We start from the raw sequence: 14,376 nt of genomic DNA, 5'->3' as shown, positions 1-14,376 counted from the left end.
CAAAGACCTTGATCCGTCAGGGTCTTTTTTTGATGCCTTTCAAGTGAGAGGTTAACCGATTTGTCCGATGAAATAGACCGATTCATCAATTTTGTCCATCACGTAACTAGGGGATACACCCTCGAATATAATCCAAAAAGGAGGCATGTCGAACGTAAAGGATAAAGGGGGAGTCAGACTGCCAAAAGATCTTCTGCTGTACGATGTAGACTGGTGGATTCTGGGGAAAACAGCCCGGGTTCTGCAGCGTTATCATCCGAATCTCGAGCTGATGTCGTTTGCTGAAGCAGAAAAGCTCGTTGAATCCGTCGGCGCCCAAGAAATCAATCAGCGTTATTGCGTTATCAGCTCGATGTGCTTAGGAATTGCCGCCTGGGCGATCTTCAAGCATATCCGAGTCGATTCTTCCGCTGCCGTTTCTTATTATTATTTCACTCGAAATTATGAAGCCTTTCGGGAATGGATGGATCCGATCATTCCGGACCCTGAATTCCTTCGGTTGGTGCTTTCCCGCATTCCCGTCATCGGTGCCATGAACCGCAGGCTGACGGCTGCTCTTCAGGATTTGGTTCCTCAAGCACGTATCGATTTTATCGGACATTTTGTCGACACGTTGCATTTTACCCCCGCGGAATCCGTCCGTGGTCCAGATCAACCGTTTGTGATCGGGTGGGCCGGCGACAAGGGGAAGAAGTCGAAAAACTATCATTCGCTCGTTGAACCGATTAAGCAGTATTTTGACCGTCATCCGGGAATCCAGCTCGTGGAAACAAGCGGAGCGTATGCCTATGAAGATATGCCGCGCTTTTACCGCTCCATTGATCTTCTTCTGATCACCTCATCGAGTGAAGGCGGCGGGGCGCCGGCGCTGGAGGCTTTTGCCTGCGGCACGCCGGTTCTGTCTACGGACGTCGGATACATTATGGAAGCCGCCGGCTCTGATTTATATCCTCTCATTCTAAAAACCGATCATCCGCTTGATTTCATCCACGCCATTGAGCACTGGATGCATCATAGGGAAGAGCTGAACTTGATCGGTCAACAGTGCCGGAACAACGTAGAGTTGAACTGGAACATCGAATCAGGGGCAAGGCGCTGGTTATCCCATCTGTTTAACCGAACGGAGGTGAAGTGATGGGAACCTCGAATTGGCAAAATATTTCGTATTGCGTGGAGCTTATCCGCAGGGTGGCGCCGTCTAGCGTGCTTGATGTCGGCGTGGGCTTTGGGCGCTGGGGCATGATATGCCGCGAGTTTCTCGATGTATGGCAGGGAAGGGTGTTCCGGGAGCAATGGACGACAACCATCGAAGGGATTGAGGTGTTCGAGCGAAGCATCGACGATTATCACGATTTCTTCTATAACCGGATTTACCGTACGGAAGCCTACGACTTTTTAGTGACTCAGAAGGAGCAGAGAAAGTACGATTTGATTATTCTAGGCGATGTTCTTGAGCATTTTACGAAACGGCGGGGCGATGAGCTTCTGCGATCTTGTCTGGAGATCAGCCGTTATGTCCTGCTTAATATTCCGATCGGGCAGGATTGGCCGCAAGGAAGCGAGTATGGCAATGAATATGAAACCCACCGCAGCGATTGGAATGAAGCGGACTTTCAAAAATATCCGGTCGTGGAAAAAAAGATGTTCAAGGATTACATTGGCCGCGACTTTGCAACGATGCTGCTGCAAGGAAGTCTGCTTCACTGAGCCTAAACCGAGACGAATGGGTGAGAGGAGCAACTTGGAATGGCTGATCAAACCAGCATGAACCCGCATAAGGTGGTATGCTCCGTGCCGATTGAGCTAGTATTTACGGATACCGATGTGAAATCATCAAGTACGGAGCATAGGATTGATCATATTACGGATGCATGGTTCGAGCATCATTTGCTGCATAGCGATATATCCATTATGCGCTTTACGCCTCATCGGGACCTATATTCGTATTTCATGGGGCATCAAAGTTCTCCCGAAGCCTATCTGGAATGGCACGATAAGATCTACACGACCCGAGGGCTGAAAGCTCCGGACAGGGAGGCGGTGCTCCGTCAGAAGCAGATGGAGTTCATTAATATGAGGAATGAACTCCTCAGAAATAGCAGCTTTTTCATGGATCATCCCATACAAGCGCGATATAATCCTGCGGGATATTTCAATATCAAGGACGGTCATCACCGAGCCGCCTTCCTGTACGTCTTCGGCTTTCGCCGGGTATATTTGGAAATGAGCTCATCAGACTATGCACAGTGGCTCAATGAGGATCAGGCCGGAGCGGTCCGCGCTACGATCCAAGACCAGCAGCGACAGCTAATCTATACGCCGATCCTGCATCCGGAGTTTTATTATTGGAGCAGTGAGAGAGACCGTGTATACCCGACCAGACTCGATTATATGATGCGTTATTTGGGAGTGTCTCCTTTGCGCGGAACCCGCGTTGTCGATATCGGCTGTAATATCGGGTATCATGCACGCTGCTTTACCCGCGAGGGGGCTTCCGTGACAGGTATTGAACATGATGCCGATCATTGCCGGATGCTGAAGGCGTTGAACGATTTGGAGCATACGCATTTTCAATGGATTCCGAAGCCTTTCGAAGGTGCCAGCATTGGGAGCTATGATATCGGAATTATGCTGACCGTTTTCTATCATGTCATGAAGAATGAAGAGGTATGCCGAGCGTTTCTTGATAAATTGGATCAATCCGTCGAGCAGCTGCTCTTCTGGGAATCCGGAGACGATCCTCGTAAGGAGAAGAGGCTGATCCTGGAGAATACCGGCTTCACACGATATGAGAAGCTCGCCGACACGTTCGGAACCGGCAAGCTGCGGGAGCTCGGCGTGTTTCAGAAATGATTACCTAACTGAGGCGAAGGGGTGAGCACGATGTTCGAAGGCATTTCTGTGCTGATACCGTATCAGCCGGATGGAGGTCCTCGGGACGAAGCTTTTCGCTACGTAAAGGAGTTCTACAGGCGTCTGCTGCCAGGGGCCGAAGTATGTGTCGGAGACCTGATGGAGCACGAGCGGTTCAGCCGCTCCAAAGCGATCAACAAGGCTGCGGCGTTGGCGAATGGCGACCGGTTCATTATTGCGGACGGGGACTTGATCTATGATCCGGAAATGATGAAAGAGGCTGTGCGTGGGCTGGAGGATCATGAATGGATCATTCCGTTTACCAGCATTACTCGACTGACCCTGAATAACTCCCAAAGCATTCTGCGTGCGGAGATCGGTTGGCCGCTTCAGATAGAGCTTGAAACGCTTCCGTACGATGCCCGTTTGTTTGTCGGGGGCTTAAACCTTGTTACCCGGAACGCCTTCGAGGCTGTCGGGGGGTATGATGAGCGGTTTGTGGGATGGGGCGGGGAGGATGAGGCTTTTGCCTATTCCCTGGATACGATTATCGGAAAGCATATTCGGCTGGAAGGGAATCTGCTGCATTTCTGGCACCCGTTTGTGGGACCTGAGGGAAATCCGAATTATGAGTCCAATTATGCGCTCTATCATCGGTACAAGGCCGCACTTGGCAAACCGGAAGAAATGAGACGGCTGATTCAGGAAAAAAGGAAGGAGTCTGACAGGGATGCGATTGTCATTGATCGTCCCGGTACTGAATGAAGAGACGTTCATACCGCTTTATTTGGAAAGCGCTGCAGCTTACGCGGATGAAATCATTATGGTGGATGGCGGCAGCACGGACCGTTCAGTGCCGCTGATCGAGGAATACAAGCGCCATCTTCCCATTCGCTTGTATCATATGCACCAAACCGGTCTGCCCTATACGGAGGACTGGAATGAATCGAAGGTCCGCAACTTTTTGATCGAACAGGCGACCGGTGATTGGATCATGAATTTGGATATCGATGAAATGGTCGACGACCGTTTCATCGAAGTTCTGCCTGAGCTGATGCGTCGAACCGATGCGGATATTTTTCAGTTTCCATTCGTCAACTTCTGGGGCGATCCCTGGACACTCCGTGTGAACAGTCCGGGGGATGAGCGGTGGTCCAACGATATTACCCGAATGTGGCGAGCGAAGATCGGCATAAAGTATCGCGAGGAGAGGCATCACTGCACGCTTGAAGCAAGCGGGGGCCAGAGCATATGGAGCGTGCCGCGCAGCCGGATCGATGTGAATATTTATCACTACCATTACGCTCTCGGCAAAAAAATCAAGTTCAACGATAATCGGCGCGGAGATGTCAACCTTCTGACCAACGAGGGGGAACCGGACTGGAATTTTGCGCATGACGAATACAGCATCGCAACGTTGCCGTTCACGGGCACTCATCCGGAGGTTATACAGCGGTATCTTCATGCTGATGCACAATAAAGAACGGAATGTCATATTAACGTAATACGAATAAGCCTTCGCATCCCGGAACCGCTGCAATCCGGTCCGGGATGACGAAGGCTTTATTATGCTTGGTGGACTTGAAGTCACGAGCTGGGCTGGGGCTCCTTGGACCCAATCGATCCCCGTGCCAGCTGGGCAGGGCAAAGTTCTTCCAGCACTTCGGCATTCTCGAGCTTTGCAGTCAAATCGCGCAGCTGGTGTGCATGGTAGGAGGGGCCGTCGATAAGTTCACGCCGCGCATGGACATCGGGCTGTTGTTCGGTTTCGCCGCAATAGATTACGCTATCGAAACGGACACGGCTGAACAAATCCAGCCGATTCGTGAAATAAACCTGCGGACCGGCTTTCCGTATGCCAATGACATCTTGTTGATGATATTTCATCAAGTGAACCACGATGATACGTTTCCGATCGGCGGCGAGCTGCTTAACGATCCGCTTCCATCTGGGATCCTGACGACTCCACTCGCGCTCTCCGAGCACCAGTACGCACTCGACGGTAATGTTCGCAAGCCTCGAGGCCACTTCCTCAGAAGATACTGCCCCGGAAAACCGATTTTCCGGCGGTTTAGGCATCTGCCAGACTTTATTCCATTTCCGTTCATAATAGGACTTGTTGTTGCGCCAAAGCTGATCATACTCGCCCGGCTTCAGCTTTTTGATCGTGGCGCTGCCATGGTGATAAACAAAGGCGTCCTCGATGATTGCCAGTTTGTAACCGGCCCGCTTGACCCGCTCGCAATAATCATCGTCCTCAAACATGCCGACCCCATAATTGCTGTCCAAGTCTCCGATTTGTTCGATCACGCTGCGTTTTATGGCTACGCAGAAGAAGCCAAGCAGATCGGTATACCGACTCCCTCCTTCATAAAACTCGTAAAAATCGCGCAGCCAATCCGAATGGGCGCCTTCTACCGGATTGCCGACGAAATGGTCCACGGCCTGATCGTTACCCACATGATTAGACATAGGTCCGGTCATGCCAAGATCCGGGTCAATCGCCAAAGGGTGGATCAACCGCCTGATCCAGCTCCCATCGGGTACGATGGTATCATTGTTCAGCAGAATGATATATTCGCCGCTGGCTTTGCGGCATCCCAGGGAATTCCCTGCGGCAAAGCCGAGATTGGTCGAGGAAAACATGATCCGGAACAGATCGGAATCGAGTTCGGCCAGGCGCTGCCTGGTTTCGTCCGTGGAACCGTTATCGATAACAATGACCTCCATATTGGGATAACGGCCCGGCTTCTGGAGGCTGGTCAGACATTGGCGCGTGTAAGCCCAGTTGTTGTACGTCAAAATGACAACGCTCACCTTCGGGAACAGCCTTGACAAGATCTGCTCATGGAGCTCTATATATCTCATTTCCCATGTATGAGACCGCGCAAATTGCATTCTGGCTTGGACCTCTCGGGGGCCCTGCTGCTGCAGGGATCGTTCGATCGCTTGTTCGAAGTCTTCAGGCGTACGGGCGACGAGCGTTAATCCGGCCGCGACGGTTTCCAGCTCAGGCAGATAAGTGGAAACAACCGGCTTGCCTGCAGCCAAATATTCATAGAGCTTCACCGGATTGGTTGCGCGGGTAAGCTCGTTTTCCAGAAAAGGAATCAAGGCAACATCAAAGCGGTGGAGGTAGGATGGAAGCCGTTCATATGGCTTCTCGCCAAGGAGCATGACGTTCGGGAGGCTCTCAACGACAGATGTGTCGCACCCAAACGTGTGCCCGATCAGGACAAATGTCCAATCCGGCCTTCGTGCTGCCAGTTGGCCAATGAGCCGGATATCAAACCAATCGGAAATCGCTCCATAGTACCCGATGACCGGTCCCCGAATCGACGTGAGCTCCGGTGCGACGGGCATAGGATTGTAAAAATGGGAAGCATCCGCCGCATTGCGCAGAAGCAGGGTGGAAGGATGAAGTTCCTTCATTCGGTCATACAATGCCTGGGATGAGGCCACAACCAAGTCGGCGCTGTGTACTAATTGCTCCTCCTGGCTCAGTATGGCTTTGTCATTGGTAGAGAATCCTTGATGTTCGTCCATGCAGTCATACACGAGCTTGTGATTGCCGATGGCTGTTACGAGCGGTGTCCAGAACGGAAGGTCGACGATCGAAACAAGATGCTCTATCCGAAAGCGAGCCCGGACATAATCGATGGACCAGCTAAGATATCGGATATCCGTCTCATTCATCAGGTCTCTGTACAGATTCAGCTTGCGGGTGGCACAGAGCGTAATGAGCCATATGTTCGGCTCGATCCGTTTAATTCCGACATGCCGCGCCACATCTTCATAAACGGGTTCTTCCATTGGAAGCACTGCGATGTCGGTCGTTATATAAAATACCCTGTGGCCATGAAGGGCGAATTGCTCCGATATTTGCTGAGGCCTTTGCCACCGGAAGTCCCAATCAATTACCGGAAACCGCAGCACGTCATATTCCCCGCGCGCTCCTGCCGGCGGGTTTGAGCGTATTTGCACAGCTTCCGATCGATTCTGCTGCTTACCTTGGGACACGCCAACAGGGCTTAGAGGCAGCGGCTGGGCCGTATGTGGCTTCAGATGCATAGAGGTGCTCGGAAGTGGAAACGGGACATTCAGCCTGCGATTACGAATGGATCTGTTGCGTTTTCCAAGTTTCTTAACCGATAGAGACACTCGTTTTTTTATTGGCTTCCGGGACCTCTTCCGTGGTCTGTTCAACACCATTCTCCTCCCTACGCGATTGTCTATGGTCTTAAATTATGTATCCATATGGACTTCCGCTTGGGTAGATCACCATTTTTGCACTCGAATGGGTAGGGGGCCCTGGCATTCTTTCTAATAGTGGACAGATCGGTAGGTCATTTGACTATCTTTAGAACGACAGGTTTCCACTTGCGCCGCGCCGACATATTGTACTCATGACCAAGTGAAGGGGGTAGAGGCCGTGAAATTGCGCAGAACTTTTGTATACCGTTCCGATTGCATTCCAGCCGTCCGGAGCAGAAATTCGTCACTCCGTAAAAGGAAAAAAAGCACCCTTCAAAAGCATTGGGTGCGACTGAAAAGGTTCGTGGTCGCGAGGCTGGCAAGACTGGCGGACCAACTGGGACTTCTCAGACAGCATGTGGATCGCTTGTCCGTTCAAGTGAACGCGCTTCAGAATCGGGTAGACGCTCTGACACCCGCCCAAGGAGGCATCGTATCCTTCTTAAGGGCAAGGGTTGGAACTCTCGCAACGATCGAGACCCCGGCTGGGACATTGTTCGGTACGATTATCCTGGTCGGGGAAGATTTCGTTCAATTGCGGGAGGCAGACGGAAGCATTGTATTCGTCCCGCTTCGCAACGTGTTGTCCGTTGTCTGAATACGATAATGGGAGGGGAGTTTATCCATGAACTTCATTGAGGCGTTAAGAAGTTTCATCGGGAGATCCGTTGAACTCGTCCAGCCGGGACAGTTTCTGCAAGGGAGGCTGGCATCGGCCGCCGACGGGATCGTGACGATCGAGATCGCAAGCACCAGCTATATCCCTGCAGCGGAAGTGGTGACGGTATTCAGCAATAACATCACGTTCATCCGCATCCTGCCTTAAGCTGTGCTTTTAAAGGGAGCGAGGGTCGCCATTACGTATGTCGTTACGTATTGGCCGACATGGACCGGCTCCACGGTTTATAAAGGCGCTCATGCATTCGCGTCATGCTGCCGCTTCGAATTCGCCGGTGATAAAGCGGCAGTGGGAGGTAGCGGATCGTTTCTTCGAGGGCGAGCCGGGCCAACAATTCAATATCCTCGTATAATCTTCCTCCTTGCGGCACCGAAGTGCTCCATCCGTTAAGCTTGATTAACAGACCGACACGGAACATCCGGGGAGCCAGGGCAGGTCCTTCTTCTAGAAGCCATTGACGGGAGAGCGCTTCCGGCGGTTTCTTGACGCCACGGAAGACCAGCTCTCCGCTTCTGCGTTCGGTCCATTCATAATGGTCCGCGTAGATCGCCCCTGAATCCTCCGAGTTTAGGGCCTCTTTTGACAGACGCGCCAAGCACTCCGGCGCCAGCCAGTCGTCGGCGTCCAGCTCCAGCAGCCACTTGCCGCGGGCCCTTTGCAGGGCCGTATTCAGGCAGGCGGCTTTACCAACGTTTCGGTGCTGCCTATAACAGCGAATTCGCGAATCCTCCTGCAGCGTCTTCAAATACGACGGGGTTGCATCGGTCGATCCGTCATCAATGATTAGGAGCTCCCATGCAGGATCATTCTGGGCCATAACGGAACGGACAGCCCAGGGCAGATAATCGGCGTTATTGTAGGTGCAGATCACGACCGATATGACAGGGGAAAATAAAACCTCCGGCCGCTCTTCTACCCGAGTCTGGCTGCGCAGGATGATCGGCATAAGCTCTCTGGCTTCCACCTCAGGATTTCTGGCAGGCCGTTCAGGATAGGCTCTAGCGGGAATATAAGCGTCTGTGCTGACCATTTTCCAACGATAAGCATGCCTAATCCGGACATATTGGTCATAGAGCACCAATGGATCGAAGGGCATGAAATTTCGTTCTGCCAATCCCGGGCACGTGCCAGTCAGCACCGCCGAGGTCCGCCATAGAACCGCGCAATCTTGGATCGTGTCCTGGGTTCGCGTTGTGTACGATCGTCGAGGCTGAATGACGATTCCGCCATCCCCGTCCTGCAGCTCTTGCGACCAGGCTTGAAGCTGTTCCATAAATTCGGGCCGGAGGATATCGCCGCCATGCAGGGTGAGAAAAAACGCTTCGTCATAGCTTTGAAGCGATTGATTCAATCGATCGGCTGTGCCTGTTTCGGGGATCGTGATCACTTCCCAATCAGGCAGTACAGCTTTCAGGGATTTTTCCGTCTGGAGGGTTCCTGAATGACTTCCCCTAGAAATGATAAAAGCGATCATGAAGTCTCCTTTTCCCATCGGTGGTTATTGAATCGGTTCTTTCATGCTACGTTAACCATTGTATGCAGCAAATGCCCAAGTGACACGCAGGTGAAGAGGGATTTGGGGGCTGTTTCAATCTCCAACAGCAACCTTGCATGGGGCGCAGGCGAATCATGCATAAGTGCAGAAATCGAGGAGTGAACAACGAATGCGAGGACAAAATAGTAGTTGATGCAAAAAAAAGAAGCATAGCGATGCCCGCCAAGAGGAGTCTAAAACACATTGTATAAAGCTTGACGATATTCATCGTCCATGAATGTGAGGTTTCATAACTGATAGGGATTACAGTATCTTCCATTTAGCGATCAATCGTCGATATATGGAGACTGGCATAACCGGTATCTTATTTCATTTCACTATAAAGTTTATAGAAAAATAATATAACGTGATTATTATTGACATAATCAAAGGAATTAAAATAACATTAGGATTATTTCATCATGAAGGAGGCAGCTATGAGTTTTAAGGAGCAGTACGAAGAAATTGCGCAGATCGCCCGGACGATATTCGAACATCCCGAGCTTGGGTACAAAGAATTCAAGACAAGCGGGCTGGTTGAAGAATTCTTGAAGAAAGTAAATCCTGAAGCCGAGCTTCAGACGTTCAGCACGACGGGGCTACGGACCTCGCTCGGAGCCGGGAAACCGCTCAACATCGCCTTCATTGCGGAGCTTGACGCCGTTTATGCACCTTCCCACTGGCGTTCCGATCCGGCGACCGGCGCTGCGCATAATTGCGGACATTACACTCAGGTGGCGATTGCGCTTGCATTGTACAAGCACTACGTGGAGACCAAGGCTTATGAAAATCTTGATTATACGCTGACGTTCATTTTCGTTCCCGCGGAAGAGTACCTGGATCTTGCCTACCGGGATGAGATCCTTAAGAAAGGAACAATTTCGTATTACGGCGGAAAACCCGAAGCGATGAAGCTTGGGGTCTTCGACGATATCGATATCGGGCTGTGCGTGCACGCCATGGGCGGCGAGTTCGACAAGCGTACGATCGAAATTAACTGCGACCTGGCAGGCTTCTTGTACAAGCAGTATACATTTACGGGTAAAGCCACGCATGCCGGGTTTGATCCGTTCTCCGCCAAAAATGCTTACAGTATGTCAACGCTGTTCAATGTGGCGCTCGGGCTCAGCAGGCAGCAAATGAAAGACAGCGAGAAGGTTCGAATGAATCCGATCGTCCTTGATTCGGATATGTCGACGAATGTCATTCCGAACCGGATTACGGTCGGAAGTGACTTGCGGACTCTTTCGGTGGAGTATATGAAGGAAGCTGCAGAAAAGATGGACGATGCGGCGAGAGGGAGCGCGCTGGCGCTGCAGGGCGAGGTTGAGATCAAGACGCAGATGGGATATCTGCCGTTCGTTCAGGATCGATATTTGTCGGAATTTGTAATGGAAGCATTCCAGCGCAATGATGAAATCGAGGCGATCTGGAACAACAATGCCATCAGCGCAGCGGGCGATATCGGGGATCTGGCTTTTATGATGCCATGCATACAAATCGGTTACAGCGGCTTTACGGGTACGATTCACGGGGATGATTTCAAAGATATTGACCCCGAATATATTTATGAGGTGTTCCCGAGATTTCTGACCCAGGTGCTTGAAGGGATGAACGGCCGAATCGATCGCTCGAAGCTGTACCGGAGATCTTTCGCCGAATACGAGCAGCTGCTAGAGTCCATTGTAAGTGCAAAGCCGATAAACGGAAATGAGGTCAAGGCATGAAGTCGAAACAATCATTCATCTATTTACTCGCATTCGTACTGATCGTCATAGCGGTTTCCGAATTTATCGGGATTCAGGCGGTAAAGGTCGGGTCTGTTAAAATAAGTTTGCTGCCGCTCGTGTTCGCGATATTGATTACAATGATCCTTGGTTTGTCGATCTTCCGCAAAGGGTTCATGAAGAAAATATACAGCGAAGCGAATGTCGCTTTCTCAAGCAAGTACTTGATTTTCATCATGCTGCCGCTTATGGCAAGATACGGCGCGGATGTCGCTCCGAGGATCGAGGAAATTTTAAAGGTCGGCTGGGTGTTCATCATCCAGGAAATCGGAAATCTGGGGACGATTCTGCTCGGACTCCCGATCGCCATTCTGCTCGGCCTGCGGAGAGAAGCGATCGGCTCGACGCTGGGACTCGGGCGTGAAGGCGAGCTGGCCTACATATCCGAAAAGTATACGCTCGACTCCGACGAAGGGCGGGGCGTCCTTTCCTTGTATATTATCGGCACCCTGTTCGGTACGTTGTTCTTCAGCATTATTGCTCCTATTATGCATGCCTCCGGCTTCTCGATCGAAGCGCTGGCGATGGCTTCCGGGGTCGGATCGGCCAGCATGATGACAGGCTCATCATCAGCTCTGATCGCAACGGCGCCTGATATGGAACAAACCATCAACAGCTATGCAGCAGCGAGCCAGCTGCTTACAAGCTTCCTGGGAACCTACACGATGGTATTCCTGGCGGTGCCGCTGCAGCGGTTCATGTACAAATTGTTAGTCAGAGGTGATAAATGATGAGCACCGGCATGAATAAATATGCTAAATACGCCCTCGTCCTCCTGCTCAGCGTCAGTCTCATCCTGTTTACGGAACAGATGAAGTTCATTAAGAGCGGCGAAGGCCATATTACATTCGGAACGATTACCGGTTTGGCCGTATTGTGGCTCTTTTCCTTTATCGGGGTCATCATCTCAACGTTAATGAAGAAAGTGCCGGTAAAGTTCTTGCAGGAGTTCCCGGTCCTTGGGTGGGTATCCATCGTTTCGCTCATTTGCTGCCTCATATCGGACGTATTCGTTGATGCTATTGCCAATGTCAATTTTCTTTCCATTACGACGCCGATTTTGGCTTTCGCGGGCATCTCCGTTGCCGACCGGCTGGCCGATTTGCGCAAAACGTCATGGCGGGTCGCAATTGTTGCGGTCTTCGTATTTACAGGAACCTATGTAGGGAGTGCTCTACTGTCGGAGCTCGGTCTTTACTTATCGGGAAAATAACATCCATGGGAATTTTAGATACAACCCGCCTTATCCATCGATAAGGCGGGTTGTTTTTGCTTGCGGAGGATAGCAACATGTCCTTAATCCACTTCCTTCGGTTTATCGCCGATCAAGCCCAGCAAAAACATTTGGGAATATGCGAAGCCTTTATAGATTTTGGTAACGCACGCTTGTAAAAGATGATTTGACAGGCAAAAAAACGAGGAGTAGAATGAATTTGCAGCTGCTTGAACACTTGTTCAAAACGATCGTTCAAAATTAAAAATGCAACTTATCGAAATAGAGAATCGCAAATACATGAAGACAGGAAATGGAGATCGATGGTAAACGAAGAACAGCAGCAGGCTCAGGAAAAGGACGTCAAAGAGAAAATTTTGGGGGCGGCCAGGAAGCTTTTTGCCGGTAAGGGCTTTGAAGGCACCAGCGTCAGGCATATCTGCGACGAAGCCGGCGTAGCCTTAGCGCTTGTATCCTACCATTTCGGAGGAAAAGACAAGCTGCTATATGCGCTGTTTGAGCCGCTTAACGAGCACTTTGCCAAGTTGTCCTTCCATTTGGAGGAACCGGTTGAGGCGCTTAAACAGTTTATTCGCGGATTTGTTGCCTACCGTTACGAGAACGAAGAGCTTATTCATATCCTGCAGCAGGAAATGATGATGCAAAGTCCCCGGCTGCGGATGCTATCGAACGCCTATTACCCGTCATGGGAGCATCTAAGGGCGATATTGGAGGCAGGCAAGAGGCAAGGGGAGCTTCATTACGAATCGATTGTACATGCCGTGCATTTTGTGATGGGTGCCGTTATTTTTTCCAGACAGATTCCGTTTCTCGAGCCGGTGTTCAGCGATTTGCCGCCTGTAGAGGACGATGCAGCGCAGGCGGCGGAGCATATCATTCGCCTGGTCTTGCACGGTTTGCATTCAAGATAACATCAAAGGGGATAACACCATGAAAGCAGCAAAAATTTACGGAGCGAAAGACATTCGGGTTGAAGAGACATCTGTTCCGTCTCTTGAAGCAGGCCACGTGCTCATCAAGGTCGATTATGCAGGCATTTGCGGAAGCGATATGCATGAATATATGGCAGGGACCTTTCCGATCCGGACACAGCCGGTGCTTGGACATGAATTCTCCGGCACGGTCGTTGAAATTGGCGAGGGCGTTACGGAAATGCAGCCAGGTGACAAGGTGGCCGTTGAACCGCTGATTGCCTGCGGGCATTGCGCCAATTGCCGAAGAGGAATGGCCAACCTGTGCACGAACAGCAGCGGTTACGGCTATTCGCTGTCGGGCGGCTTCGCGGAATATGCGGTTGTACGAGAGCAAAATGCGTTTAAGCTTCCGGAAGGAATGGACGTAAAGCTTGGCGCGCTTGTCGAGCCTACAGCCGTAGCGGTGCATGCCGTACGGCAAAGCACCCTGCGACTTGGCGATACGGCAGCTATTTTCGGTGCGGGTCCTATCGGGCTGCTGCTTCTTCAAGCGGTAAAGGCGGCGGGAGCAAGCGAAATCATTGTCGTTGAGGTTTCCGATGAACGCCGGGAGAAAGCGCTGGAGCTCGGTGCAACCCATGTTATCCATCCGGTCGAAGCCGATGCGGTTCAACAAATCAAGGAACTGACGGGCGGCGGAGTCGATGTGGCCTTTGATGCAGCCGGCGTTCAGGCCACATTCTTAAGCGGTGTCAGCGCGGTTCGAAAAGGCGGAGAGTTTAAGGTGGTGAGCCTATGGGAACAGCCGGTTACCTTCAGTCCGAACAGCTTTGTAAAAACCGAAGCGAAAATTACCGGGTCATACGCTTATGTCAATTTGTTCCCTGAGGTGATCCGGCTGCTCGCTCGCGGCATCATCGATGGAAATAAGGTCATTACAAGTCTCATCCCGCTTGAAGACATTGTTGGAAAAGGCTTTGAGGCCCTTGCTAGTGACCGAAAGCAATGCAAAATTTTAGTGGATATGCAATTGTCATAAACGAACAGTCCTGTCATGGATCCTATTCTATGGCAGGGCTTTTTTTGGTTTTAAGATAAATTGGTTCGATCTGGATACGATT

At 51.1% G+C, this 14,376-nt stretch carries 14 protein-coding genes; 12 read left to right on the top strand and 2 right to left on the bottom strand.

Features of this window, described 5'->3' with window-relative positions; translation table 11 throughout:
• Positions 1-145: 145 nt before the first annotated feature.
• From MKX76_RS09990 to MKX76_RS09970, 5 genes are read left to right on the top strand one after another with little or no spacing between them, the layout of a single operon-like run.
• The gene (locus MKX76_RS09990) at positions 146-1,135 is read left to right on the top strand and encodes a glycosyltransferase family 4 protein (protein WP_007128353.1); all 990 of its coding nucleotides are present in this window, start codon (positions 146-148) and stop codon (positions 1,133-1,135) included.
• Positions 1,135-1,707, top strand: coding sequence for a methyltransferase domain-containing protein (locus tag MKX76_RS09985; RefSeq protein WP_007128352.1), 573 nt, complete (start codon positions 1,135-1,137; stop codon positions 1,705-1,707). The genes MKX76_RS09990 and MKX76_RS09985 overlap by 1 nt, the downstream gene beginning before the upstream one ends.
• Before the next feature lie 39 nt (positions 1,708-1,746).
• A complete protein-coding gene (locus MKX76_RS09980) occupies positions 1,747-2,853 on the top strand; it encodes a class I SAM-dependent methyltransferase (RefSeq protein WP_007128351.1) in 1,107 nt (368 codons plus the stop codon).
• Positions 2,854-2,883: 30 nt separating this feature from the next.
• Complete coding sequence (locus MKX76_RS09975; RefSeq protein WP_040738133.1) at positions 2,884-3,618, top strand: galactosyltransferase-related protein; 735 nt, start codon at positions 2,884-2,886, stop codon at positions 3,616-3,618.
• Positions 3,584-4,333: a glycosyltransferase gene (locus MKX76_RS09970; RefSeq protein ID WP_007128349.1), complete on the top strand. Its 750-nt coding sequence runs from the start codon at positions 3,584-3,586 to the stop codon at positions 4,331-4,333. The genes MKX76_RS09975 and MKX76_RS09970 overlap by 35 nt, the downstream gene beginning before the upstream one ends.
• A gap of 107 nt (positions 4,334-4,440) precedes the next feature.
• Here MKX76_RS09970 and MKX76_RS09965 read toward each other — a convergent pair whose 3' ends face one another.
• Positions 4,441-6,924 carry a glycosyltransferase gene (locus MKX76_RS09965; RefSeq protein WP_341033661.1) on the bottom strand — a complete coding sequence of 828 codons (2,484 nt, stop codon included), beginning with the start codon at positions 6,922-6,924 and terminating at the stop codon, positions 4,441-4,443.
• 361 nt (positions 6,925-7,285) lie between these two features.
• Here MKX76_RS09965 and MKX76_RS09960 point away from each other — a divergent pair, with 361 nt between their 5' ends.
• On the top strand, positions 7,286-7,705 hold the full coding sequence (locus MKX76_RS09960; protein ID WP_210095310.1) for a hypothetical protein: 420 nt from the start codon (positions 7,286-7,288) through the stop codon (positions 7,703-7,705).
• A 27-nt stretch (positions 7,706-7,732) separates the two neighbouring features.
• Positions 7,733-7,933, top strand: a complete 201-nt coding sequence (locus MKX76_RS09955; RefSeq protein ID WP_007128346.1) for a hypothetical protein — start codon at positions 7,733-7,735, stop codon at positions 7,931-7,933.
• A 43-nt stretch (positions 7,934-7,976) separates the two neighbouring features.
• Here MKX76_RS09955 and MKX76_RS09950 read toward each other — a convergent pair whose 3' ends face one another.
• A complete protein-coding gene (locus MKX76_RS09950) occupies positions 7,977-9,260 on the bottom strand; it encodes a glycosyltransferase family 2 protein (RefSeq protein WP_341033660.1) in 1,284 nt (427 codons plus the stop codon).
• 497 nt (positions 9,261-9,757) lie between these two features.
• On the opposite strand from MKX76_RS09950, the gene MKX76_RS09945 reads away from it, so the two are divergent.
• The 5 genes from MKX76_RS09945 to MKX76_RS09925 all read left to right on the top strand — a co-directional run bounded on the left by MKX76_RS09945 (position 9,758) and on the right by MKX76_RS09925 (position 14,294).
• On the top strand, positions 9,758-11,047 hold the full coding sequence (locus MKX76_RS09945; protein ID WP_341033659.1) for a M20/M25/M40 family metallo-hydrolase: 1,290 nt from the start codon (positions 9,758-9,760) through the stop codon (positions 11,045-11,047).
• Positions 11,044-11,838, top strand: coding sequence for a DUF3100 domain-containing protein (locus MKX76_RS09940; RefSeq protein WP_007128343.1), 795 nt, complete (start codon positions 11,044-11,046; stop codon positions 11,836-11,838). Before MKX76_RS09945 ends, MKX76_RS09940 begins: the two co-directional genes overlap by 4 nt.
• Positions 11,838-12,320, top strand: coding sequence for a hypothetical protein (locus MKX76_RS09935; protein WP_083832588.1), 483 nt, complete (start codon positions 11,838-11,840; stop codon positions 12,318-12,320). Before MKX76_RS09940 ends, MKX76_RS09935 begins: the two co-directional genes overlap by 1 nt.
• A 323-nt stretch (positions 12,321-12,643) precedes the next feature.
• Entirely contained in the window at positions 12,644-13,252 is a 609-nt protein-coding gene (locus MKX76_RS09930) for a TetR family transcriptional regulator (protein ID WP_028404579.1), read from the top strand.
• Between the two features lie 19 nt (positions 13,253-13,271).
• Positions 13,272-14,294, top strand: coding sequence for a 2,3-butanediol dehydrogenase (locus tag MKX76_RS09925; RefSeq protein ID WP_210095312.1), 1,023 nt, complete (start codon positions 13,272-13,274; stop codon positions 14,292-14,294).
• Positions 14,295-14,376: the final 82 nt, after the last annotated feature.

It is taken from the genome of Paenibacillus sp. FSL R5-0810 (assembly GCF_038002285.1).
GTDB classification, from domain to species: domain Bacteria; phylum Bacillota; class Bacilli; order Paenibacillales; family Paenibacillaceae; genus Paenibacillus_AQ; species Paenibacillus_AQ lactis.
Note: the sequence above shows the minus strand (reverse complement) of the source record. Positions and strands in the feature narration are given on the sequence as shown.

Bases quoted from the DNA above. Each gene is read 5' to 3' on its own strand.
- MKX76_RS09990 (WP_007128353.1), top strand. From the start codon at position 146: ATGTCGAACGTAAAGGATAAAGGGGGAGTCAGACTGCCAAAAGATCTT.
- MKX76_RS09985 (WP_007128352.1), top strand. From the start codon at position 1,135: ATGGGAACCTCGAATTGGCAAAATATTTCGTATTGCGTGGAGCTTATC.
- MKX76_RS09980 (WP_007128351.1), top strand. From the start codon at position 1,747: ATGGCTGATCAAACCAGCATGAACCCGCATAAGGTGGTATGCTCCGTG.
- MKX76_RS09975 (WP_040738133.1), top strand. From the start codon at position 2,884: ATGTTCGAAGGCATTTCTGTGCTGATACCGTATCAGCCGGATGGAGGT.
- MKX76_RS09970 (WP_007128349.1), top strand. From the start codon at position 3,584: ATGCGATTGTCATTGATCGTCCCGGTACTGAATGAAGAGACGTTCATA.
- MKX76_RS09965 (WP_341033661.1), bottom strand. From the start codon at position 6,924: ATGCATCTGAAGCCACATACGGCCCAGCCGCTGCCTCTAAGCCCTGTT.
- MKX76_RS09955 (WP_007128346.1), top strand. From the start codon at position 7,733: ATGAACTTCATTGAGGCGTTAAGAAGTTTCATCGGGAGATCCGTTGAA.
- MKX76_RS09950 (WP_341033660.1), bottom strand. From the start codon at position 9,260: ATGATCGCTTTTATCATTTCTAGGGGAAGTCATTCAGGAACCCTCCAG.
- MKX76_RS09945 (WP_341033659.1), top strand. From the start codon at position 9,758: ATGAGTTTTAAGGAGCAGTACGAAGAAATTGCGCAGATCGCCCGGACG.
- MKX76_RS09940 (WP_007128343.1), top strand. From the start codon at position 11,044: ATGAAGTCGAAACAATCATTCATCTATTTACTCGCATTCGTACTGATC.
- MKX76_RS09935 (WP_083832588.1), top strand. From the start codon at position 11,838: ATGAGCACCGGCATGAATAAATATGCTAAATACGCCCTCGTCCTCCTG.
- MKX76_RS09930 (WP_028404579.1), top strand. From the start codon at position 12,644: ATGGTAAACGAAGAACAGCAGCAGGCTCAGGAAAAGGACGTCAAAGAG.
- MKX76_RS09925 (WP_210095312.1), top strand. From the start codon at position 13,272: ATGAAAGCAGCAAAAATTTACGGAGCGAAAGACATTCGGGTTGAAGAG.